At 73.0% G+C, this 19,653-nt stretch carries 21 protein-coding genes; 10 read left to right on the forward strand and 11 right to left on the reverse strand.

Features of this window, described 5'->3' with window-relative positions:
- Positions 1–15 precede the first annotated feature (15 nt).
- A complete protein-coding gene (locus tag BGK67_RS21905; RefSeq protein ID WP_069921667.1) occupies positions 16–1,779 on the reverse strand; it encodes an acetyl/propionyl/methylcrotonyl-CoA carboxylase subunit alpha in 1,764 nt (587 codons plus the stop codon).
- 375 nt (positions 1,780–2,154) lie between these two features.
- On the opposite strand from BGK67_RS21905, the gene BGK67_RS21910 reads away from it, so the two are divergent.
- Complete coding sequence (locus BGK67_RS21910) at positions 2,155–2,625, forward strand: hypothetical protein (protein WP_069921668.1); 471 nt, start codon at positions 2,155–2,157, stop codon at positions 2,623–2,625.
- Here the strand turns inward: BGK67_RS21910 and BGK67_RS21915 are convergent.
- From BGK67_RS21915 to BGK67_RS21925, 4 genes are all read right to left on the reverse strand, one after another.
- On the reverse strand, positions 2,606–3,211 hold the full coding sequence (locus tag BGK67_RS21915) for a nucleoside triphosphate pyrophosphatase (RefSeq protein ID WP_069924026.1): 606 nt from the start codon (positions 3,209–3,211) through the stop codon (positions 2,606–2,608). The genes BGK67_RS21910 and BGK67_RS21915 overlap by 20 nt on opposite strands.
- 44 nt (positions 3,212–3,255) lie before the next feature.
- Entirely contained in the window at positions 3,256–3,390 is a 135-nt protein-coding gene (mmpB, locus tag BGK67_RS40755; RefSeq protein WP_279628689.1) for a morphogenic membrane protein MmpB, read from the reverse strand.
- A gap of 91 nt (positions 3,391–3,481) precedes the next feature.
- Positions 3,482–3,691 (reverse strand): acyl-CoA carboxylase epsilon subunit, encoded by a 210-nt coding sequence (locus BGK67_RS21920; protein ID WP_069921669.1) that lies wholly within the window; start codon positions 3,689–3,691, stop codon positions 3,482–3,484.
- 17 nt (positions 3,692–3,708) lie between these two features.
- Complete coding sequence (locus BGK67_RS21925) at positions 3,709–5,295, reverse strand: acyl-CoA carboxylase subunit beta (protein WP_069921670.1); 1,587 nt, start codon at positions 5,293–5,295, stop codon at positions 3,709–3,711.
- Between the two features lie 131 nt (positions 5,296–5,426).
- Here BGK67_RS21925 and BGK67_RS21930 point away from each other — a divergent pair, with 131 nt between their 5' ends.
- The 5 genes from BGK67_RS21930 (at position 5,427) to hutH (ending at position 11,430) form a co-directional block, all read left to right on the forward strand.
- A complete protein-coding gene (locus tag BGK67_RS21930; protein ID WP_069921671.1) occupies positions 5,427–6,293 on the forward strand; it encodes a biotin--[acetyl-CoA-carboxylase] ligase in 867 nt (288 codons plus the stop codon).
- 129 nt (positions 6,294–6,422) lie between these two features.
- A complete protein-coding gene (locus BGK67_RS21935) occupies positions 6,423–7,574 on the forward strand; it encodes an adenylate/guanylate cyclase domain-containing protein (RefSeq protein WP_069921672.1) in 1,152 nt (383 codons plus the stop codon).
- Positions 7,575–7,779: 205 nt separating this feature from the next.
- A complete protein-coding gene (locus BGK67_RS21940) occupies positions 7,780–8,580 on the forward strand; it encodes an enoyl-CoA hydratase/isomerase family protein (RefSeq protein ID WP_069921673.1) in 801 nt (266 codons plus the stop codon).
- A 96-nt stretch (positions 8,581–8,676) separates the two neighbouring features.
- Positions 8,677–9,804: a GGDEF domain-containing protein gene (locus BGK67_RS21945; protein WP_069921674.1), complete on the forward strand. Its 1,128-nt coding sequence runs from the start codon at positions 8,677–8,679 to the stop codon at positions 9,802–9,804.
- Between the two features lie 84 nt (positions 9,805–9,888).
- A complete protein-coding gene (gene hutH / locus BGK67_RS21950) occupies positions 9,889–11,430 on the forward strand; it encodes a histidine ammonia-lyase (RefSeq protein ID WP_069921675.1) in 1,542 nt (513 codons plus the stop codon).
- A gap of 58 nt (positions 11,431–11,488) precedes the next feature.
- Here the strand turns inward: hutH and BGK67_RS21955 are convergent, their stop codons facing one another.
- Positions 11,489–11,824: a hypothetical protein gene (locus BGK67_RS21955; protein ID WP_069921676.1), complete on the reverse strand. Its 336-nt coding sequence runs from the start codon at positions 11,822–11,824 to the stop codon at positions 11,489–11,491.
- Between the two features lie 164 nt (positions 11,825–11,988).
- Between BGK67_RS21955 and BGK67_RS40115 the strand changes: the two genes are divergently transcribed.
- From BGK67_RS40115 to BGK67_RS21970, 3 genes are all read left to right on the forward strand, one after another.
- Positions 11,989–12,273 (forward strand): hypothetical protein, encoded by a 285-nt coding sequence (locus BGK67_RS40115; protein WP_244291289.1) that lies wholly within the window; start codon positions 11,989–11,991, stop codon positions 12,271–12,273.
- A gap of 133 nt (positions 12,274–12,406) precedes the next feature.
- Positions 12,407–13,675 carry a L,D-transpeptidase gene (locus BGK67_RS21965; protein WP_069921678.1) on the forward strand — a complete coding sequence of 423 codons (1,269 nt, stop codon included), beginning with the start codon at positions 12,407–12,409 and terminating at the stop codon, positions 13,673–13,675.
- A gap of 271 nt (positions 13,676–13,946) precedes the next feature.
- Positions 13,947–14,915, forward strand: coding sequence for a GNAT family N-acetyltransferase (locus BGK67_RS21970; protein WP_069921679.1), 969 nt, complete (start codon positions 13,947–13,949; stop codon positions 14,913–14,915).
- 156 nt (positions 14,916–15,071) lie between these two features.
- Here BGK67_RS21970 and msrA read toward each other — a convergent pair whose 3' ends face one another.
- Complete coding sequence (gene msrA, locus BGK67_RS21975) at positions 15,072–15,734, reverse strand: peptide-methionine (S)-S-oxide reductase MsrA (protein ID WP_069921680.1); 663 nt, start codon at positions 15,732–15,734, stop codon at positions 15,072–15,074.
- Positions 15,735–15,853: 119 nt separating this feature from the next.
- On the reverse strand, positions 15,854–16,960 hold the full coding sequence (locus BGK67_RS21980; RefSeq protein ID WP_069921681.1) for a hypothetical protein: 1,107 nt from the start codon (positions 16,958–16,960) through the stop codon (positions 15,854–15,856).
- Between the two features lie 108 nt (positions 16,961–17,068).
- Here BGK67_RS21980 and BGK67_RS21985 point away from each other — a divergent pair, with 108 nt between their 5' ends.
- A complete protein-coding gene (locus tag BGK67_RS21985; protein WP_069921682.1) occupies positions 17,069–18,226 on the forward strand; it encodes a cystathionine gamma-synthase in 1,158 nt (385 codons plus the stop codon).
- A gap of 24 nt (positions 18,227–18,250) precedes the next feature.
- On the opposite strand, the gene BGK67_RS21990 is transcribed toward BGK67_RS21985, so the two are convergent.
- Genes BGK67_RS21990 through BGK67_RS22000 form a run of 3 tightly spaced genes read right to left on the reverse strand, consistent with a single transcriptional unit; the run spans position 18,251 to position 19,472 of the window.
- Positions 18,251–18,505 carry a hypothetical protein gene (locus BGK67_RS21990; RefSeq protein ID WP_069921683.1) on the reverse strand — a complete coding sequence of 85 codons (255 nt, stop codon included), beginning with the start codon at positions 18,503–18,505 and terminating at the stop codon, positions 18,251–18,253.
- A complete protein-coding gene (locus BGK67_RS21995) occupies positions 18,502–18,909 on the reverse strand; it encodes a sigma factor-like helix-turn-helix DNA-binding protein (protein WP_069921684.1) in 408 nt (135 codons plus the stop codon). The genes BGK67_RS21990 and BGK67_RS21995 overlap by 4 nt, the downstream gene beginning before the upstream one ends.
- Before the next feature lie 41 nt (positions 18,910–18,950).
- Positions 18,951–19,472 (reverse strand): MarR family winged helix-turn-helix transcriptional regulator, encoded by a 522-nt coding sequence (locus BGK67_RS22000; protein WP_069921685.1) that lies wholly within the window; start codon positions 19,470–19,472, stop codon positions 18,951–18,953.
- Between the last annotated feature and the right edge of the window lie 181 nt (positions 19,473–19,653).

The following is a 19,653-nucleotide window of genomic DNA, read 5'->3' on the forward strand; positions in this document are numbered from 1 at the left end:
TGCGGGCCTCGGACGTCAGTCCTTGATCTCGCAGATCGGGGCGCCCGAGGTGAGGGACGCGCCGACCTCGGCGGTCAGGCCGACGATGGTGCCCGCGCGGTGGGCGTTGAGGGGCTGCTCCATCTTCATGGCCTCGAGTACGACGATCAGCTCGCCCTCCTCGACCCGCTGGCCCTCCTCGACCGCGACCTTGACGATCGTGCCCTGCATCGGGGAGGCCAGGGTGTCGCCGGAGGCGGCCGGGCCCGACTTCTTGGCCGCGCGGCGCTTGGGCTTGGCGCCGCCGGCGGCGGCCGTGCGGGCCAGGGTCATGCCCAGGGACGACGGCAGCGAGACCTCGAGGCGCTTGCCGCCGACCTCGACGACCACCGTCTCGCGGCCCGGCTCGTCCTCGGTGTCCTCCGCGGCCGGGGCCGCGAACGCCGGGATCTCGTTGACGAACTCGGTCTCGATCCACCGGGTGTAGACGGTGAACGGGTTCCCGTCGGCGGGGGCGAAGGCCGGGTCGGTGACGACGGCGCGGTGGAACGGGAGGGCGGTGGCCATGCCCTCGATCTCGAACTCGGCGAGGGCGCGGGCGGCGCGCTGGAGCGCCTGCTCACGGGTGGCGCCGGTGACGATCAGCTTGGCGAGGAGGGAGTCCCAGGCCGGGCCGATGACCGAGCCGGACTCCACGCCCGCGTCGAGGCGGACGCCCGGACCCGAGGGCGGGGCGAACTTCGTCACGGTTCCCGGCGCCGGCAGGAAGCCGCGGCCCGGGTCCTCGCCGTTGATGCGGAACTCGATGGAGTGGCCGCGCAGGACGGGGTCCCCGTAGCCCAGCTCCTCGCCGTCGGCGATGCGGAACATCTCCCGGACCAGGTCGATGCCGGAGACCTCCTCGGTCACCGGGTGCTCGACCTGCAGACGGGTGTTGACCTCCAGGAAGGAGATCAGGCCGTCGGCGGAGACGAGGAACTCGACCGTGCCGGCGCCGACGTAGCCGGCCTCCTTCAGGATCGCCTTGGAGGCCGCGTACAGCTCCGCGTTCTGCGCCTCGGTGAGGAACGGCGCGGGGGCCTCCTCGACCAGCTTCTGGTGGCGGCGCTGCAGGGAGCAGTCACGGGTGGATACGACGACCACGTTGCCGTGGCTGTCGGCTAGGCACTGGGTCTCGACGTGCCGCGGCTTGTCGAGGTAGCGCTCGACGAAGCACTCGCCGCGGCCGAAGGCGGCGACGGCCTCGCGGACGGCGGAGTCGTAGAGCTCCGGCACCTCTTCGAGGGTGCGGGCGACCTTGAGGCCGCGGCCGCCGCCGCCGAAGGCCGCCTTGATGGCGATGGGCAGGCCGTGCTCCTTGGCGAAGGCGACGACCTCGTCGGACCCGGAGACCGGGTCCGGGGTGCCGGCGACCAGCGGCGCGCCGGCGCGCTGGGCGATGTGCCGGGCGGCGACCTTGTCACCCAGGTCGCGAATGGCCTGCGGCGGCGGACCGATCCAGGTCAGGCCGGCGTCGAGCACGGCCTGCGCGAATTCGGCGTTCTCGGAGAGGAAGCCGTATCCGGGATGGATGGCGTCCGCGCCGGAATCGGCTGCGGCCTGGAGGACCTTGGAGATGTCCAGGTAGCTGGCGGCCGGGGTGTCACCGCCCAACGCGAAAGCTTCGTCGGCCGCGCGGACGTGCAGAGCGTCCCGGTCCGGATCGGCGTAGACGGCTACGCTCGCGATCCCGGCGTCCCGGCAGGCCCGAGCAACGCGGACAGCGATTTCGCCACGGTTGGCGATGAGCACCTTGCGCACGATGGCTCCCTCCTTGAAACAAGCTGAGTTTAGGGACAGCCCACACGGCCTTACGACCCTTCCCCGGTGGTGAGCTTGCCCACACAGAGTGTGATTCGAGGCCCGCTCCACCGGGGAACCCTTGTGGCGCCCCAGGTCAGGGGGATCCCCGACTGCACAGTAACCCCGTATTACAGCCCGGGTCTCTGTCCTGCCGGTCAGCGGCCCCGGGTGATTCTTTGTCGAGTCCCTACGAACGGCCCACTCGTTCTGCGTGTGATCGCTGTGCGCGGCCGCTCCCGTAACGAAGCGGCCCGCCCCCCTTGTCCGCACGTTTACCCGTTAGTAGCCTCCTGGCGTCGAACAGGCTTGTGACGCGTGGGGGGTGGGGGAATCGTGCTGCGAAGACTCGTGGCCGGGTTGGCCGCGATCGTACTGGTGGCGGAAGCGGTCGTGCTCGTGTTCGTCCACATCGTGCTGGGCCGGACCACGGCCAACCAGTCGATGTCCATCGCGGGCAGCGATCCGGATGTCATGTCCAAGGCAACCTACGGCCTCGGCGCGGGCATGGGGGCCTTCCTCGTGCTGTGTGCCGTGCTCGCCGCCCTGGCGGCCGTCCGCGACCGCGCACCCGGCGGTTTCGCGCGCGCCGTGCTCGTCGCGGCCGCCGTCACCCACGGCGTGCTGGGCGTCCTCGCCGTCGTCCTGATCGGCTGGGGCGCCTTCGTGGCCACCTCGCTGATCCTGTGCCTGCTGGTGCTCACCCTGGTGCTCTACCCCGCCCCGCGCGCGAAGGACGCCCCGGGCGCGCAGGGCCCGCAGGACGCCCCGCCGCCGCTCGGGGAGCTCAGGCCCACAAATCCGTGATGGACACACCCAGTTCGCCCAGCAGTGAGCGCAGCAGCGGCAGCGACAGCCCGATCACGTTGCCGTGGTCCCCGTCGATGCCCTCGATGAACGGCGCCGACAGCCCGTCCAGGGTGAACGCGCCGGCCACGTGCAGCGGCTCGCCGCTGGCCACGTACGCGGCGACCTCCGCGTCCGTCGGCTCGCCGAAGCGCACCGTCGTGGAGGCCGTCGCCGAGACCTGACGTCCGCTGACCGTGTCGATCACGCAGTGCCCGGTGCGCAGGACGCCCGCCCGCCCGCGCATCGCCTTCCAGCGGGCCGCGGCCTCCGTCGCGTCCGCCGGCTTGCCCAGCGCCTCGCCGTCCAGCTCCAGCACCGAGTCGCAGCCGATCACCAGGGCGCCCGCGGCCTCCTCCAGGGCCGCCACCACCCCCGCCTTCGCCTCGGCCAGTGCCAGCGCCAGCTGGGCCGGCTCGTCGTGGTCCAGCGTGTCCTCGTCGAAGCCGCTGACGATCACGTGCGGGGCGAGCCCGGCCTGCCGCAGCAGGTTCAGCCGGGCGGGGGAGGCGGAGGCGAGGACGAGCGGGCGCGGTTCGGCAGTCATGCCCGCCATCGTAGGGGCGCCGCGGGGGAGCCCGGGCAGGCGGATCAGAAGTGGCCCACGCCCAGCACGTAGACGCCCACGAGCATGGCGAGGGCGAGCACCACCGTCATCCGCCGGATCATCGCCTGCGCGTCGCGCATGTCCTTCGGCGGCTCGTTCTCAGGGTCGGACCAGAGCATGCTCCGATCCTGTCCCCGGGACGGAGGGGGCGCCTGAGTACCCGTACTCAGGCGCCACCGTCCGTTCGCGTCATATTCCGCTTCGGGGGACCTATCCGGGCCAGTACGTACGGCCCCACGCGCGCGGCCCCGGCTGCGGCAGCCGGCGGCGCGCCACCCGGGCCGGCGCCGACCACTCGTCCGCCACCCGGGGCGCGCCCGGCGGCACCGAAGCCAGTGCCGCCGCGCGCGCTTGGACCACCGCCAGTGCGGCGGCCAGCTCCTCCGCGGTCGGATTGCCCTTGACGACCTTGATCACCACAGAGACCTCCTGGAGGGCTAGAGGGGGATGTTGCCGTGCTTCTTCGGCGGCAGGGACTCCCGCTTGGTGCGCAGCTGCCTCAGCCCCTTCACCACGTGCGCCCGGGTCTCGGACGGCATGGTCACCGCATCGACGTAACCGCGCTCGGCGGCCGTGTACGGGTTCAGCAGCGTGTCCTCGTACTCGGCGATGAGCCGCGCCCGGGTCTCCTCCACATCATCCGCCTCCGCGATGGCGCGGCGGTGCAGGATGTTCACGGCTCCCTGCGCTCCCATGACGGCGATCTGCGCGGTCGGCCAGGCCAGGTTCAGGTCCGCGCCGAGGTGCTTGGAGCCCATGACGTCGTAGGCGCCGCCGAAGGCCTTGCGGGTGATGACGGTGATCAGGGGGACGGTGGCCTCCGCGTACGCGTAGATCAGCTTCGCGCCGCGCCGGATGATGCCGTTGTACTCCTGGTCCGTGCCCGGCAGGAAGCCCGGTACGTCCACGAACGTCAGCACCGGGATGTTGAAGGCGTCGCACGTCCGGACGAACCTCGCCGCCTTCTCGGAGGCGTTGATGTCCAGGCAGCCGGCGAACTGCATCGGCTGGTTGGCGACGATGCCCACCGGGTGGCCCTCGACCCGGCCGAAGCCGGTCAGGATGTTCGGCGCGAAGAGGGACTGCGTCTCCAGGAACTCCGCGTCGTCGAGCACGTGCTCGATCACGGTGTGCATGTCGTACGGCTGGTTCGCGCTGTCCGGGATCAGCACGTCGAGCTCGCGGTCGGTGTCGCTGACCTCGGTGTCCGCCTCCTCGGGGAAGGCGGGCGGCTCGGAGAGGTTGTTCGACGGCAGGTACGCGAGGAGCGACTTCACGTACTCGATGGCGTCCTTCTCGTCGCCCGCCATGTGGTGCGCGACGCCGGAGGTGCTGTTGTGCGTCCGGGCCCCGCCCAGCTCCTCGAAGCCCACGTCCTCGCCGGTGACCGTCTTGATGACGTCCGGGCCGGTGATGAACATGTGCGAGGTCTGGTCGACCATGACCGTGAAGTCGGTGATGGCGGGCGAGTACACGGCGCCGCCCGCGCAGGGCCCGACGATCAGGCTGATCTGCGGGATCACGCCCGACGCGTGGACGTTGCGGCGGAAGATCTCCCCGTACATGCCCAGGGCGCTCACGCCCTCCTGGATGCGGGCGCCGCCGGAGTCGTTGATCCCGACCAGCGGGCAGCCGGTCTTCAGGGCGAAGTCCATGACCTTCATGATCTTCTGGCCGTAGACCTCGCCGAGGGCTCCGCCGAAGACGGTGAAGTCCTGCGAGAACACGGCGACCGGGCGGCCGTCCACCGTGCCGTAGCCGGTGACGACGCCGTCGCCGTACGGACGGGTCTTCTCCAGGCCGAAGGCGGTGGAGCGGTGCCGGGCGAACTCGTCCAGCTCGACGAAGGAGCCTTCGTCCAGCAGCAGGGCCACCCGCTCACGCGCCGTCAGCTTGCCCTTGGCGTGCTGCTTCTCCACGGCACGCGCGGATCCGGCGTGGGTGGCCTCGTCGATGCGGCGCTGCAGATCCGCGATCTTGCCCGCGGTGGTGTGCATGTCGATCGGCTCTGACGGTTGTGACATCGGGGTCGCGGCTCCCTGCGTGGTGTCAACTGCCTGGTCAATTGATTGACTACTGCTGGCTACTGGTGCGTAGCGTATCGGCGGGCATGGCGCTCGGCAGTGCGGCGTTTGACACACCTAATGTGGCTTGCATGACGCCATCAGATGCCTCAGCAGGTGCTTCAGCGGGTCGCTGGTCGAATCTGGACCGGCCGCCCCTCAACGCCGCAGCGCTCCAGCGGGCCCTCGTCACCGGGGACGGGCTGTGGACCTCCCTGGAGGTCGTCGCCGCCACCGGGTCCACCAACACCGATCTCGCCGCCCGGGCGGAGGGGCTGCCCGAGGGGGCCGTGCTCGTCGCCGAGGAGCAGACCGCCGGGCGCGGGCGGCTCGACCGCAGCTGGGTCGCGCCCGCCCGGTCCGGGCTGTTCTTCTCCGTCCTGCTCAAGCCGGGCGCAGCCGTGCCGCAGGAGCGGTGGGGGTGGCTGACCCTGCTGGCCGGGGTGGCCACCGCGACCGGGCTCTCCCGGGCGGCGGGCGTGGACACCGGCCTCAAATGGCCCAACGACCTGCTGGTCACCGTGGACGGCGAGGAGCGCAAGACCGGCGGGATCCTCGCCGAGCGGGTCGCCGACGGCGTCGTCATCGGGATCGGGCTCAACGTCACCCTGACCGAGGGCGAGCTGCCGGTGCCGGCCGCCGGCTCCCTGGCGCTGGCCAAGGCCACCGTCACCGACCGGGACCCGCTGCTGCGGGCCGTGCTGCGGTCGCTGGAGCAGTGGTACGGGAACTGGCGCGCGGCCGGCGGCGACCCCGCGTCCAGCGGCCTCCAGGAGACCTACGCGGCGGGCTGCGCGACGCTCGGCCGCCACGTCCGCGCCGAGCTCCCGGGCGGCCGCACGCTCACCGGAACGGCCGAAGCCGTCGACGCCGACGGCCGCCTGGTGATCCGTACCGCCGCCGACGAGCACGAGGCGGTGGGGGCGGGCGACGTGGTGCACCTGAGGTCCGTGCACTGACCCGGCGCAAAGCCGGGGAGGGGGAGTGAGCTACGGCACACCTGCCGTATGGTTTAGGCGATCCCGGTACTCGTGGTGATCAACCGGTTCGGCAGGGCAGTGCGCACGGCAATGGACAGGAGGCGGCCCTTGACCGTCGACGACTCTACGTCCAGCGCGTCCGCCTCCGGGCCCTCGGGTCCGGGCACCCCCATCGGGCGTGACCAGCACACCCCGCACCACGAGGTGGACCACACGGCCCAGCCCACAGCGGACCCCCTCGCCATCCGGCTCGAACAGCTGATCCTGGGCGCCGAGCGCCGGTACACGCCCTTCCAGGCCGCCCGCAGCGCCGGCGTCTCGATGGAGCTCGCCTCCCGCTTCTGGCGGGCGATGGGCTTCGCGGACATCGGCCAGGCCAAGGCCCTGACGGAGGCGGACGTACTGGCGCTGCGCCGCCTCGCCGGCCTGGTGGAGGCCGGGCTGCTGTCCGAGCCCATGGCGGTGCAGGTGGCCCGGTCGACCGGGCAGACCACGGCGCGGCTGGCCGAGTGGCAGATCGACTCGTTCCTGGAGGGGCTCACGGAGCCGCCGGAGCCCGGGATGACCCGTACGGAGGTCACGTACCCGCTGGTCGAGCTGCTGCTGCCGGAGCTGGAGGAGTTCCTCGTCTACGTGTGGCGGCGCCAGCTGGCGGCCGCCACCGGGCGCGTCGTGCAGGTGGCGGACGACGAGGAGATGGTCGACCGGCGGCTCGCGGTGGGCTTCGCGGACCTGGTGGGCTTCACCCGGCTGACGCGGCGGCTGGAGGAGGAGGAGCTCGGCGAGCTCGTCGAATCCTTCGAGACCACGTCGGCGGACCTGGTGGCGGCGCACGGCGGCCGGCTGATCAAGACGCTCGGCGACGAGGTGCTGTACTGCGCCGACGACGCGGCGACGGCGGCCGAGATCGCGCTGCGGCTGATCGAGACCATGGAGGCCGATCCGCAGATGCCCGAGCTGCGGGTCGGGATCGCCTTCGGCACGGTGACGACCCGGATGGGCGACGTCTTCGGGACCACGGTGAACCTGGCGAGCCGGCTGACGTCGATAGCTCCGAAGGACGCGGTGCTGGTGGACGGGGCCATGGCGGAGGAGCTCGGCCGGACCGGGGCCGCGCCGGTCTCCGAGAAGGAGGCCGAGGCGGAGGGTGGCGGCGCCTACCGCTTCGCGCTCCAGCCGATGTGGCAGCGGCCGGTGCGCGGGCTGGGCGTCGTGGAGCCCTGGTCGCTGACGCGCAGGAAGCCCAAGCACCCGGCCTGAGGCCGCGGCGGAGCCCCGGGGGCCCGGACCCCACGAGGCCTGCCCCCCGCGCCCTGCGGGACGCCCCTGCACCCCCCGAGGCATACCCGAGCACTCCTGAGGCGCGGCCCAGGCCCTTCGAGGCGGGCCCGGAGCCCTTGACCGGACGGCTGCCCCGCGCACTAGAGTGCGGCGATAACGCTCGTTAACCGAGAGGGTCGCAGGCATGTCTGAGCAGCGCTTCGGAGAGTTCGTCGCGGTACGCCGGGAAGGCGACGGGCACGTCGCGGAGCTGGCGATGGACCGCCCCAAGGCGATGAACGCGGTGTCCACGGAGATGGCCCGGTCCATCGGCGCGGCCTGCGCCGCGCTCGCGGCGGACCCGTCGGTCCGGGTGGTCGTGCTCTCCTCCACCGCGGAGCGGGCCTTCTGCGTGGGCGCGGACCTCAAGGAGCGGAACTCGCTCTCGGACGCCGAGCTGGTGCGCCAGCGGCCGACCACGCGCGGGGCGTACGGGGGCGTGCTGGAGCTTCCGGTGCCCACCATCGCCGCCGTGCACGGCTTCGCCCTGGGCGGCGGCTTCGAGCTGGCCCTCGCCTGTGACGTGATCGTCGCCGACGAGAGCGCCGTGGTCGGGCTGCCCGAGGTGTCGGTGGGGGTGATCCCGGGCGGCGGGGGCACGCAGCTGCTGCCGCGCCGGGTGGGCGCCGCGCGGGCGGCCGAGCTGATCTTCACGGCGCGCCGGGTGGAGGCGTCCGAGGCGCTGTCGCTGGGGCTGGTGGACTCGCTGGTCCCGGCCGGGCAGGACAGGGCCGAGGCGCTCGCGCTGGCGTCGCGGATGGCGGCGAACTCCCCGGTGGGCCTGCGGGCGGCCAAGCGCGCGCTGCGGCTGGGGCACGGGATGGACCTGGCGGCCGGTCTGGAGATCGAGGACGCGGCCTGGCGGACGGTGGCCTTCTCGGGCGACCGGGCGGAGGGCGTGGCGGCGTTCAACGAGAAGCGGAAGCCGAACTGGCCCGGTGAGTAGCCGGGCCGTGCCCCCGGCCGGCGTTCGTGATCTTGCGAGCGTCGAAACTCGCGCCGAGTTGTCACTAAATCGGATAAAACTCCCTAATCTGGGGTGATGGGAGTTGACGGGCGGCTGCGAGCCGTGGTGGGCCTCGCTCAGGCGATGGCCGCGGCGTGCGCGCCGCGCGACAGTGTGCGGGCGGCCGCACGGGGAGCGCGGGTGGCGCTGGACGGCTCCTTCGCCGCGATCTCCGCCTGGGAGCGCGAGCGGGGCAGCCTGCGCGTGCTCGTGAACGAGGGGGAGCGGCGGCCGGGGGAGGAGGAGTTCCCCGCGGACGAGTGCTATCCCGTGCACGACTTCCCCGAGATTGCCGAGTTCCTGCACGAGCGCTGGGTGGGCGGCGGCGGCCCGCACGCCTGGGTCGAGAGCGCGGTCGGCGACCGGCCCGGGCGGCGCGGCGAGGCCCTGCGCCGCCGCGGGCGCGGCACCTGCGTGGTCGCGCCGATCGTGCTCAGCGGGCGGGCCTGGGGCGAGCTGTACGTGGCCCGGGACGAGGGGCTGCCCGACTTCGACGAGGACGACGCCGAGTTCGCGACCGTCCTGGCCGCCGTGGTCGCGGCCGGGCTCGCCCAGAACGAACGCCTGGAAGAGGCCCGGCGCCTCGCCTTCACCGACCCCCTCACCGGCCTCGCCAACCGGCGGGCCGTCGACATGCGGCTCGACGAGGCCCTGGAGGAGCACCGGCGGACCGGAGCCGTGGTCAGCCTGGTGGTCTGCGACCTCAACGGGCTGAAGAAGGTCAACGACACCCTGGGCCACGCCATGGGCGACCGGCTGCTGGAGCGGTTCGGGTCGGTGTTGAGCCTGTGCGGGGCCATGCTGCCCGGCGCGCTGGTGGCGCGCCTCGGCGGCGACGAGTTCTGCCTGGTGGGGGTCGGCCCCACGGCGGACGAGGTGGTGCGGGTCACCGAGGAGCTGTGCACCCGGGCCGCCGAGCTGGACCTGGGCGAGGGCGTGGCCTGCGGGGTGGCCTCCACCGGGGACCCGATCGGGCTGGTGAAGTCCTCCCGCCGGCTGTTCCGCCTCGCGGACGCCGCCCAGTACAAGGCCAAGGCCGCGCGCTCCCCGAAGCCGGTGGTGGCCGGCCGGGACACCGCCGTGGTCCGCCTCGCGGACGCCGCCGCCGAAGCCGCCGCCGAGGCCGCCTCGGGCGAGCGCCGCCGCTTCCGCGGTCGCCCGTGAGCGCTCCGGCCGCCGGGCCGCCGAGAGGCCCGTTCGGAAGGGGTGACATGAAGCGATTCAATCCGTAGGGTGCTGAATATGGATATGCACACTGTCGTGGTGGGGACGTCCGGGACCACCGCCGAGGACGTCATCGCCGTCGCCCGCGGCAACGCGCGGGTCGAGCTGTCCGGCGAGGCGCTCGAAGCGCTCGCCCGCTCCCGGGAGATCGTCGACGCGCTCGCCGCCAAGCCCGAGCCCGTCTACGGGGTGTCCACCGGCTTCGGCGCGCTGGCCTCCCGGCACATCAGCCCCGAGCTGCGCGCCCAGCTCCAGCGCAACATCGTCCGCTCGCACGCCGCCGGCATGGGCCCGCGCGTCGAGCGGGAGGTCGTCCGCGCGCTGATGTTCCTGCGGCTCAAGACCGTCGCCTCCGGGCACACCGGCGTCCGGCCCTCGGTGGCCCGGACCATGGCCGACGTGCTCAACGCCGGGATCACCCCCGTCGTACACGAGTACGGCTCCCTCGGCTGCTCCGGCGACCTGGCGCCGCTCTCCCACTGCGCGCTCGCGCTGATGGGCGAGGGCGACGCCGAGGGCCCGGAAGGGGTCGTGCGCCCCGCCGGCGAACTGCTCGCCGAAGCCGGGATCGAGCCCGTCGAGCTCCGCGAGAAGGAGGGCCTGGCCCTCCTCAACGGCACCGACGGCATGCTCGGCATGCTGGTCATGGCCCTCGCCGACCTCGGCAAGCTGTACACCTCCGCCGACATCACCGCCGCGCTGACCCTGGAGGCCCTGCTCGGCACGGAGAAGGTGCTCCAGCCCGAGCTGCACGCCATCCGCCCGCACCCCGGCCAGGGCGCCTCCGCCGCCAACATGGCCGCCGTCCTGAAGGGCTCCGGGCTCACCGGGCACTACCAGGAGGAGTCCGCTCCGCGCGTGCAGGACGCCTACTCCGTGCGCTGCGCCCCGCAGGTCGCGGGCGCCGGACGCGACACCATGGCGCACGCCGCCCTGGTCGCCTCCCGCGAGCTGGCCGCCGCCGTCGACAACCCGGTCGTCCTGCCCGACGGGCGCGTGGAGTCCAACGGCAACTTCCACGGCGCGCCCGTCGCCTACGTCCTGGACTTCCTGGCCATCGCGGCGGCCGACCTCGGCTCCATCGCCGAGCGCCGCACCGACCGGCTGCTCGACAAGAACCGCTCGCACGGCCTGCCCCCGTTCCTCGCGGACGACGCCGGCGTGGACTCCGGTCTGATGATCGCCCAGTACACCCAGGCCGCCCTGGTCAGCGAGATGAAGCGGCTCGCGGTGCCGGCCTCGGCCGACTCCATCCCCTCCTCCGCCATGCAGGAGGACCACGTCTCCATGGGCTGGTCGGCCGCGCGCAAGCTCCGTACCGCCGTGGACAACCTCACCCGGATCATCGCGATCGAGCTGTACGCCGCCACCCGCGCCATCGAGCTGCGCCACGGGCTCACCGCGGCCCCGGCGAGCCTCGCCGCGATCGAGGCCGCCCGCGCGGCGGGAGTGCGGGGCCCGGGGCCGGACCGGTTCCTCGCGCCCGACCTGGCCGCCGCCGACGAGTTCGTCCGCACGGGCGCCCTCGTGGCCGCGGTGGAGGGCGTGACGGGCCCGCTGGCCTGACGGCCGCCGGAGCGCACCGCAGGCGAAGGGGCCGCCCCACCGGGGCGGCCCCTTCGCCCTACGCGGTGCGCGAGCGGCGTACGGAGAAGGTCACGAAGCCGGCCCCGACGCCGAGGCAGAGCGTGCCGCCCAGGAGGTAGGGGGTGGTGTCGACGGACCCGGTGTCGGCGAGGGTGACGGGCGCCTGGGGGGCCCGGTCCTGCGGCGCGCGGCCCGGCTGCGCGGAGCCCTCCTGCGCCTGCGCGGCCGTACGGGCCGCGTTCGCGGCGGCGGGCGGCTCGGAGCCGCCCTGGCCGGGCCCCGGCGCGGTGGCGCCCGCCGACGGCACGAACCAGAGGGCGGCGAGCAGGGTGGTCGCTCCGAGAGCGGTGAGCAGCGGTCGGCGTGCGGACACGGTGCGATCCCCCTTGTGGCAGCAGCGAATTGGCCGTGTGCGGTGATGCTACGGAAAGGGGCGGGTCGTGGGAAAGTCAGGGCTTCCGCGGGCTTACGCTCCGTCGTATGAACTCTTCTGAGACATCACGATACGTACGGCTTCGGGTCGATTTGGTCCTTGAGGTGCCGGACCCACAGGCACTGACGGGGGCCGCGCTCGACCACATCAAGGCCGACGAGTTCATGCCGGACGAGGAGCGCGGCCACGCCGAGTCCGCCGTGCGGGAGGACGAGTCGGAGGCGCTCGCCTACCTGGTCGACCCCACTGACCTGGTCGCCGACATCCCGGGCGTGGAGCTGGCGCAGGCCTCGTGGAGCAGCGAGCCCGTCGAATACGACCCCGAGTCCATGGAGTGGGACCTGGACGAGGAAGATGGTGACTTCGACGAAGAACCCGACAACGCCTGACCGTGTGGTCGCCCACACTCCAACGGAATGTGGAACCGATCCGCCGCGTTAACGCGTTGTCAGGACGAGGCAGGGGGCCATGCCCCCTGCCCGGCCCAACCCCGGGACGGCAGCCTCGGGGTTTCCGGCAACGATGGAGTGGCGTGTGAGGACGGACAACAAGCGGCGGAGAAGGTCCCTGGTGGCCGTATCCGCCGTGCTCGGCGGTGTACTGATGCTCTCGGCGTGCAACGGCGGGGGTGGGGACAAGCCGAACGCGAGCGAGAGCAGCAAATCCCAGGCGGACGTCGACGCGGCGGCGGCCAAGGACACCTCGAAGGCCCGAATAGCCATCACGCCCAAGGACGGCGCCACCAACGTCGGCCTGAACGACTCCGCCAACGTCGCCGTCAGCGACGGCACGCTGACCAAGGTCGAGCTGAAGACCGCCGAGGGCGCCGCCGTGGCCGGCAAGATCGCCGCGGACGGCAAGAGCTGGAAGCCGGACGCCGCGCTCAAGCGCTCCACCAAGTACGCCCTGTCGGCCACCGCGAAGGACGCCGACGGCCGCGAGGCGCACGAGAACGCCTCGTTCACCACCGTCTCCCCGGAGAACAGCTTCATCGGCTCCTTCGTCCCGGACGAGGGCCAGACGGTCGGCGTGGGCATGCCGGTCTCGATCACCTTCAACAAGCCGATCAAGGACAAGAAGGCGGTCCAGGCGGCCATCTCCGTCTCCTCCAGCAGCGGCCAGGAAGTCGTCGGCCACTGGTTCGGCGCGCAGCGGCTGGACTTCCGCCCCGAGCAGTACTGGCAGGCGAACTCCACCGTCACGCTGAAGCTGGCGCTGGAGGGCGTGCAGGGCGCGCCCGGTGTCCAGGGCGTCCAGAGCAAGACCGTCACCTTCAAGATCGGCCGCAGCCAGGTCTCCACGGTCGACACGAAGACGAAGAAGATGACGGTCACCCGGGACGGCGCGGTCCTCAAGACCATCCCGATCTCGGCGGGCTCCCCGGAGAACCCGACGTACAACGGCCAGATGGTGATCTCCGAGAAGTTCAAGGAGACCCGGATGAACGGCGCCACCGTCGGCTTCACGGACGACGACGGCAAGGGCGAGTACGACATCAAGGACGTCCCGCACGCGATGCGGCTGTCCACCTCGGGCACCTTCATCCACGGCAACTACTGGGGCGCCGACTCGATCTTCGGCAGCGTCAACACCAGCCACGGCTGTGTCGGCCTGAACGACGCCAAGGGCGCGGGCGACCCGAACCAGCAGGCGGCCTGGTTCTACGACAACTCGCTCATCGGCGACGTGGTCACCGTGGTCAACTCCCCGGACAAGACCATCGCCCCGGACAACGGCCTCAACGGCTGGAACATGAACTGGGCGGAGTGGAAGGCGGGCGCGGCCGTCTGACGGCACGTCCGACCCCTCCTCTGACCTCGCGGTACCTCCGGCGGACGGCCGGGAACCCCACCGGTTCCCGGCCGTCCGCCGTTTCGTACGCCTAGGTCATGCGCCTGCTGGAAGGGCGCTGCGCGGAGCACGGCCTCATCGCCTCGGCCACGGTCACCCGGACAGCGCGCGCGTGAAGCGTGCGGCGCGGGCGGCGACGGTCCGCCGCGGCCGGCTGACGGTGACCGAAAACGCCTGACCACAGGCCCTGGAGTCTGACTAGGGTCGGGGGATGACGATCCGAGCTCTGCCCGTGCCCCCGACCAACACCCAGGTGGACGACTGGTGGGCGGTCCTGGTCGCCGCCTCGGCCGCCGACCAGCCGACGCTGCCCGTGCCCTCCCGGCTGGAGGCCGCCGGGCGGCTGTGCGTGGCGCCGGCCCGGGCCCGGGCCGTGCTCTGGGCGGCGGACGAGGCGCAGGGCGTGGCGGGACTGCTCCTGTTCACGGACGAGGCCAACCGCCACACCGCGGTCCTGGACGTGCTGACGGTCCGTCCGGACGCCCGGCGGCAGGGCATCGGCAGCGCCCTGTGGCAGGAGGTCCGCGGGGAACTGCTCGCGCAGGGGCGGACCTCGGTCGCGGCGATGGTGGACCTCGGCGGGCCCGGGCAGGCGTTCGCGGAGTCGCTCGGGTTCGAAAACGTCCTGCCGATGGCCTGGTACACGCAGGACGTACCGGCCCCGCCCGCCGGCCAAGGGGCTGCGGTCCCGGTCGCGCCCGGCTACGAACTGCACGCGTGGCACGGCCTGGTGCCGGACGACTGGGCGGGAGCCGTGGCCAGGGCCCACGGGGCGATGGAGGACGCCCCGACGGGGGACATGGACGAGAAGATCGAGTCCTGGACGGCCGAGCGGCTGCACGCCGCGCACCGGCTGATCCTGGACCGGGGCGGCGAGCTGACCACGGTCGCCGCGGTCACCCCGGCCGGCGAGGTGGCCGCGTACACGGAGCTGGTCCTGCCGGACCCCGGCGGGGCCCGCGCCCTCCAGTACGACACGGTCGTCGTGCCCGCCCACCGCGGCCACGGCCTCGGGCGCGCGGTGAAGCTGCGCATGCTGAACCTGGCCGCGCACCGCTACCCCGCGCTCCGGCAGATCGCCACGACCGTCGCGGACGAGAACACCCCGATGCGCACGGTCAACGAAACCCTGGGCTACCGCCGGGAGCGCGGCGCGGCGTACTACCAGCTCAAGCTGTAGGCAAGGGGGCGAGAGCGGAGCCCTGCCGGGACCGGTCCGCTGCCTCGTCCAGCTCGCGGATGAACGCGGGCAGCGCCGCCGGCGCGATCCGCGCGACGGCCTGCCGCAGAGCGGTCCCCGGGGGCCGGGCGCCGCTCCCCCCGAGGCGGGCGGGGGCTACTGCGCCGGCGCCACGCCGATCGGGCAGCTGACGCCCGTGCCGCCGATGCCGCAGTAGCCGCCCGGGTTCTTGTCGAGGTACTGCTGGTGGTGAGCCTCCGCCGGCCAGAACGGGCGGTCCGTCGCCGGGAGGACCGCCGTGGTGATGGCGCCGTGGCCCGAGGCGGTGAGGACCTGCTGGTAGGCCTCGCGGGAGGCCTCCGCCGCCTGCTGGTGGGCGGGGGAGTGGGTGTAGAGCGCCGAGCGGTACTGGGTGCCCACGTCGTTGCCCTGGCGGAAGCCCTGGGTCGGGTCGTGGGACTCCCAGAAGAGCTTGAGCAGGGCGGCGTACGGGACCACCGCCGGGTCGAAGACCACCCGGACGACCTCCGTGTGCCCGGTCCGGCCCGAGCAGACCTCCTCGTAGGTCGGGTTCTCGGTGAAGCCGCCCTGGTAGCCGGCCAGGGTGGTCCAGACCCCGGGGGTCTGCCAGAACTTGCGCTCCGCGCCCCAGAAACAGCCCAGCCCGAAGTCGGCGACCTCCAGGCCTTCCGGATAGGGGCCGGCCAGCGGATTGCCCAGCACGGTGTGCTTCGCGGGCAGGTCGAACAACGGCTCAGGGCGGCCCTTCAGGGCCTCCTCGCGAGTGGGGAGCTCGGGCGTGCGGCGGTACGAGAACATGGATTCCCTCCTTGTACGGATGACAACGGGCACGGGCGGGCCCGGATTCCCGAGCCGCCCCACCAGGCCGTGCGGTCCTTCCGTAAGACCCCGCCGCGGAGCCGCGGTCGGCTCCCCCGTCAGCCCGGCAGGGTCGCCGGGGAGCCGCCGTTCGCCTCGTAGCCCGCCACCGCCAGGGCGCGGTACACCGCGTACTGGGCCGCCGGGTCCTCCGAGGCCGACCACGGCAGGGCGCCCACGTAGCCGTCCACGTGCCGGACCTGCTCCATGGCCTCCGCCCAACGCTCCATGTTGACCAGGAACAGCAGCAGCAGGTGCCGTACGTGCGCCAGCATCGGGTCGTCCGGGCGCGCCGTGTGGACCGCGTACAGCGCGCCCTCCACCGCCCGCGTCACGACCGCGCTCTGGTAGAAGCTCCCGATCATGACCACGTCCGGCAGGTTCTCGTACACCGCGAACAGCGGCAGCGCCGCCAGCAGCGAGCCGTGCGGGGCGCGGGCCGCGGCCGCGTGCGAGAAGGCGTCCGCGTGCTCCCGCGAGCCGTGCCACTTCCCGCACCAGTAGTGCAGCGCGGCCAGGTGCGCGCCCATGTGCGCCGGCGCCCGGTCCAGGACCTTCGCCCACAGCACGTCGAACTCGGCCTCCGAGTAGGCGAGCCCCCGCGCGATCGCCAGCTCCGTGATGTACGGGACCGGGTCGCCCGGCGACAGCAGCGCCGCCTTGCGGCACGCCTCCCGGGCCTCCTCCAGGATGATCCGGTGGTCCTGCGAGCCGACGCCGCCCGAGCTCCGCCACGCCTGCTGCACCAGCAGTTCCGCGTGCACCTGCGCGCCGCCCGCGTCCTTCTCCGCCTCCAGCCGCCACGCCTTCAGCCACTGCGCGCCCACCCCTGGCTGCTGTACGAGCTCCAGCGCCGCCGCCCCGCCGAAGGCCTGCACGCGCTGCCAGCGCAGCTCGCCGTCCTTCGGGGTCCCGGCGAGCAGCTGCGAGGCCGCCTGCCACTGGCCGCTGCCCCGGACGTGGTCCAGGGCGTCCATCAGGTCCTGGTCCGGCCCGGGGATCCGGATGTCGAGGTCCTCCTGCCGGTCGAATCCGTAGTTCGCGGGGTCGGCGGCGTCCGGACTGCCGGGGGCGACGAGCCGGATACCGCCGCGCTTGCGCCGTATGTACGGACCGATGACGAACACGATCAACAGGATCGTGAACAGGAACCACAGAATCTCCATGCCACAAGCGAACCAGACCGAGGGGGCCGCAGGCCAATGGCGGTCCCTCCACCGTCCACGGCCCGGCCGGGAGAGCAGTCATCCCCAAGGGGGGCTTAGGCTCTGCCCATGAGCGACGACAGCCACGAGCACCAGAGCTTCGAGACCCGCGCGATCCACGCGGGCAACACGGCGGACCCGCTGACCGGCGCGGTCGTACCGCCGATCTACCAGGTGTCCACGTACAAGCAGGACGGCGTGGGGGGCCTGCGCGGCGGCTACGAGTACAGCCGCAGCGCCAACCCGACCCGCACCGCCCTGGAGGAGAACCTCGCGGCGCTGGAGGGCGGCCGGCGCGGGCTGGCCTTCGCGTCCGGGCTCGCCGCCGAGGACTGCCTGCTGCGGACGATGCTCTCCCCGGGCGACCACGTGGTCATCCCCAACGACGCCTACGGCGGCACCTTCCGCCTCTTCGCGAAGGTCGTCTCCCGCTGGGGCGTGGAGTGGTCGGTGGCCGACACCTCCGACGCGGCCGCCGTGCGCGCCGCGATCACCCCCAAGACCAAGCTCGTCTGGGTCGAGACCCCGTCCAACCCGCTGCTCGGCATCACCGACATCGCCGTGGTCGCCGACATCGCGCGCACCGCCGGCGCCCGGCTGGTCGTGGACAACACCTTCGCCTCCCCCTACCTGCAGCAGCCCCTCGCGCTGGGCGCGGACGTGGTCCTGCACTCGCTGACCAAGTACATGGGCGGGCACTCCGACGTGGTCGGCGGCGCGCTGGTCACCGCCGACGCGGCGCTGGGCGAGGAGCTGGCCTACCACCAGAACGCCATGGGCGCGGTCGCCGGGCCGTTCGACTCCTGGATCGTGCTGCGCGGCATCAAGACCCTGGCCGTGCGCATGGACCGGCACGCGGAGAACGCGGCCAAGGTCGCCGAGATGCTGACCCGCCACCCCAAGGTCACCCAGGTCCTGTACCCGGGCCTGCCGGAGCACCCGGGCCACGACATCGCCGCCAAGCAGATGCGGAACTTCGGCGGGATGATCTCCTTCCGGGTCGCCGGCGGCGAGGAGGCGGCGGTCGAGGTCTGCAACCGCGCCAAGCTGTTCACGCTGGGCGAGTCCCTCGGCGGCGTCGAGTCCCTGATCGAGCACCCGGGCCGCATGACGCACGCCTCGGTGGTGGGATCGGCCCTCGAGGTCCCCGCGGACCTGGTCCGCCTGTCGGTCGGCATCGAGAACGCCGACGACCTCCTCGCGGACCTGGCCCAGGCCCTGGGCTGACGGCCGTGCCCCCGGAGGGCTGGGTCACCAGCCCTCCAGGGGCGGTGAGATGTCCGCCGGCGGCGTGGTCCACGGCTGCGTCAGCGCGGCCCAGACCGTGAAGGCCGCCGCCGCGGCGAAGAGCAGCGCCCAACCAATCCCGCGCAGCGCCCGGCGGCGGCGCAGCAGGCGGTCGCCGCGGGCCGCCGCGCCGGCCGCCAGGCCCGCCGGGACCGCCGGGTAGGGGCCGTCCATGAGCCGCCTGGCCCGGTCCTCCTTCCGGTCCGGGAACCCGCTCACCGCAGCTCCGCCACGGCTCGATTGCACAGCACCCGCACCCGCTCGGCCGTCAACCCGAGCTGCGCCGCCGTGACCTCCTCCGCGACCCCCTCGTAGATCCGCAGGACGAGGACGAGCCGCTCCAGCGGGCTCAGCCGGGCCAGTACGCCGTGGCCTCCCTGGTGGCGCCGGCCGGTGCGGGCGAAGGCGGCGCACAGCTCCTGGCGGGTGAAGTCGTACGGATCGTCCCCGCGCAGCCGCGCCCAGTGCGCGTACGTCCGGGCCAGCGCGCCGGCCAGCAGCCGGCGCGCGGGCTCCGGCTCACCGGTCAGCAGGATCGCGACGTGCAGCAGCCGCCCCGCCGCACCCGCGACGAAGGCCTGGAACTCCGTGTAGGAGCCCGCCCGTTGTCCTACCGCCCGCATGCCTCACATAGTGCGGGCAGCGGGTCCGCCCCGGTCAAGACTCAGGACGCAGGGCCGGCGTCGGCGACGGCCGCCATCAGTTCCGACAGCGACAGGTTGAAGCGGGTCAGCAGCTTCGTGAAGGACTCGCGCTCCTGCTCGCTCCACTCCTCCGTCACGCGCGCCATCAGCTCGCGCCGCGAGGAGCGCACCTCCTCCAGCCGTGCCAGCCCGCGCGCCGACAGGGCGAGCACCACGGCCCGCCCGTCCTCGGGGTGCGAGGTCCGCTTGACCAGTCCGCCGTCGACCAGCGGGGCGACCTGCCGGGTCACGGTGGAGGAGTCGATGCCCATGCCGCCGGCGAGCGCCTTGACGCCCATCGGCCCCTCCAGGTCGAGCCGGTTCAGCAGCAGGTACGCGGCCCGGTCCATCGAGTTGCGGGCCTGGCCGACACCGCCCAGGCGGGTCTGCTCGGCGCGCCGCGCGAAGACCGCCACCTGGTGCTGGAGCGCGTCGAGGAGCCCGGCTCCGGCAGGCGCTTCGCCCGCCGCGGGCAGATCGGAATTGGCCGGGGATGAAGGCATGGCCGTGGGCTCTCTTCGCATGGGTCCGACAAGGATGGGGGACAGCGTACGCGGCCGTGCGGTGGCTCGTACGGCGCGTACGAGAACTAGTACGGCCGGTCCGCGCGGGCGCTCCGAGGCCGCCCCGGATGGCGTGATTTCGCCCTTCTCGCACCCCTTCCCGCCTCCTCGCCGCGCTGCT

The organism is Streptomyces subrutilus, assembly GCF_001746425.1.
In the GTDB taxonomy this organism is placed as follows: Bacteria; Actinomycetota; Actinomycetes; order Streptomycetales; family Streptomycetaceae; genus Streptomyces; species Streptomyces subrutilus_A.